The sequence below is a fragment of the Aestuariibacter sp. GS-14 genome (assembly GCF_006494365.1).
In the GTDB taxonomy this organism is placed as follows: domain Bacteria; phylum Pseudomonadota; class Gammaproteobacteria; order Enterobacterales; family Alteromonadaceae; genus Alteromonas; species Alteromonas mangrovi.
In genome coordinates this window covers 1-2312 of the sequence record NZ_VHIP01000037.1, presented here as the reverse complement: position 1 = coordinate 2312, position 2312 = coordinate 1, and the positions used below count along the sequence as shown (strand labels likewise).

General features: G+C 43.9%; 2 protein-coding genes. Both read left to right on the top strand.

Annotated elements, in window-relative coordinates; genetic code table 11:
* A partial coding sequence (locus FJ444_RS21540) for a hypothetical protein (protein ID WP_219993936.1) occupies nucleotides 1-388 on the top strand: 388 nt, incomplete at its 5' end.
* 517 nt (nucleotides 389-905) lie between these two features.
* Nucleotides 906-1280: a hypothetical protein gene (locus FJ444_RS21205; protein ID WP_140961938.1), complete on the top strand. Its 375-nt coding sequence runs from the start codon at nucleotides 906-908 to the stop codon at nucleotides 1278-1280.
* Nucleotides 1281-2312: the final 1032 nt, after the last annotated feature.

Sequence of the window (2312 nt, the reverse complement as noted above, 5' to 3'; positions counted from 1 at the left end):
TGTTGAAGTGGACGCAAGAGACATCGGCTCCTTTATCAAGCACATGCATGTGCGCCACTTAACAACCCCCGTTATGTGCCAAAGGAATAAAATGACAAAAAGGATGTTTTGGGCAGTTGTATTTGCTATTTGCGTAATATCGCACACCCTAGTTTATTTTCACTTTGTCTACACTGGGGATACTGTAGCTTCTGTATTTGGTTATTTCATATCATTATTCGTATTGCCGGTCGCCATTATCGGTGTTTTGGTCTTTGCGCTAGTCTCTTTAAGCAATCTGCAATTCACTACACGTCAAAAATGGACCTTACTATTGTTTCCAATATTTACGATGGTTAGCTATTTAGTGTATTTTTATTTGGTACTTCAGTACGGCGGGCCTCATTGATGCAACTGGCACATAACAAAAAAATTAAGGCACTCACTTCGTTCGCTGGGACGCATACACGTGGGCTGCTTCGCATTTTAGCCCACGCGTCTGCGCCCCTTATTTAAAAGTTATACGCCGATTCGGGCTTAGCTGTTTTAAGGCTTCAAAGGATCAGTTTTTTGGTTGGGTAGGGCTGTTTGCTAGGTTGTTTTTGCACCCACCATTTCTGTTGTTTAAACGGCTTTACCAACTCAGTTTTAGATATTCAGCAACGCCAGCAATCAGCATTCCAGGTTATTTACAGAATCAAATGTGCGTCTGGTATTTTTCAGGTTGTTGTTTTAAGGTAATTCAAGGCGTTATGCCTTGCGGTTGTATCGGCAGGTGTTGGCGGCAAGCCACGACGGTTCGGTGCTCGCACGTATAACAAAAAAATTATGTCGCCCGCCAGGGCGGGCTGGGACACAAACAGGCAGGCGGCTTCGCCATTATCGCCTGCCTGTTTGTGCCCCATATTTAGGTGTTATGTGCCAATATGAAGAAGCTCGCATTTTTACTTTTATTATTGTCGGTTAAGTCCTTTTCTTGCGAACAATTGCTCGGGACTTACAAAAGTCATAGTGAAACCCATTGGAGTTTTGAACTTCAAATAACACATGAAAATGTCATATTAAAATATACCGATTTTGAATATGGAACTCGAGATTTAAGAACAGATTATATCGTGGAATCAGAGGGTTATTGTGAAAAAACTGTAGCAGGGTACGTATTAATATTCGGGAGTAAATCTGTTAATGTTAATTTTCATGAAAGCCTTAGCCACAGGTCTTTTGGTGGGTCTGGTGAATCGCCCGGTATCACTGGAGAATTTCTCAAAGGACAGCAGGTGGAATTGTGGCAGGGCACATAACAATCAAATGTTGGGGACACAAACACGCGGGCTCAGCTTCGCAGTTTAGCCCACGCGTTTGTGCCGCCAAATTAGGGCGTTATACGCCGATTCGGGCTTAGCTGTTTTAAGGCTTCAATGGATTAGGTTTTAGGTCGGGTAGGGCTGTTCGCTAGACAGTTTTCAAGCCCACCGCCAGTTACTTTCTCAATGGCTTTACCAACTCAGTTTTAGATAGTCAGTAACGCCAGCAGTCAGCATTCCAGGTTGTTTACAGAATCAAATGTGCGTCTGGTATTTTGTAGGTTGTTGTTTTAAGGTAATTAAAGGCGTTATGCGTTGCGGTTGTATCAGCAGGTATTGGCGGCAAGCCGCGACAGTTCAGTGCTCGCACGTATAACAATCGTTTCAAGTCGCGCGCCGGGGCGCGCTGGGACAAAAACATGTAGGCTGCTTCGCATTATAGCCTACATGTTTTTGCCCCTTAAACGGGGTGTTATACGCCGATTCGGGCTAGCTGTTTCAAGGCTTCAGTGGATTAGATTTTTGGCTAGGTAGGGCTGTTCGCTAGGCAGTTTTCAAGCCCACCACCAGTTACTTTCTCAATGGCTTTACCAACTCAGTTTTAGATAGTCAGTAACGCCAGCAGTCAGCATTCCAGGTTGTTTACAGAATCAAACGTGCGTCTGGTATTCTGTAGGTTGTTGTTTTAAGGTAATTCAAGAGGTTATGCGTTGCTGGCAGTATCAGCAGGTTGTGGCGGCAAGCCGCGAAGGTTCGGCGCTCGCACGTATAACAAAAAAATTATGTGGGACACAAACACGCAGGCTCTGCTTCGCAGTTTAGCCTACGTGTTTGTGCCCCATATTTAGGTGTTATGCACATTTGAGGATTGATTAATTGAAACATTTGGCATTCATTGTTTTCCTATCGTTGGTGAGTGTTCCAAGTTATTCTAGTCCTCAAATTCCAAAGCTCTTTCAAGGTACCTGGGATGCAAATGATGAAGCGTGTAAAACAAAATATAGCGATATGCGTCTCGTAATTAGTGCT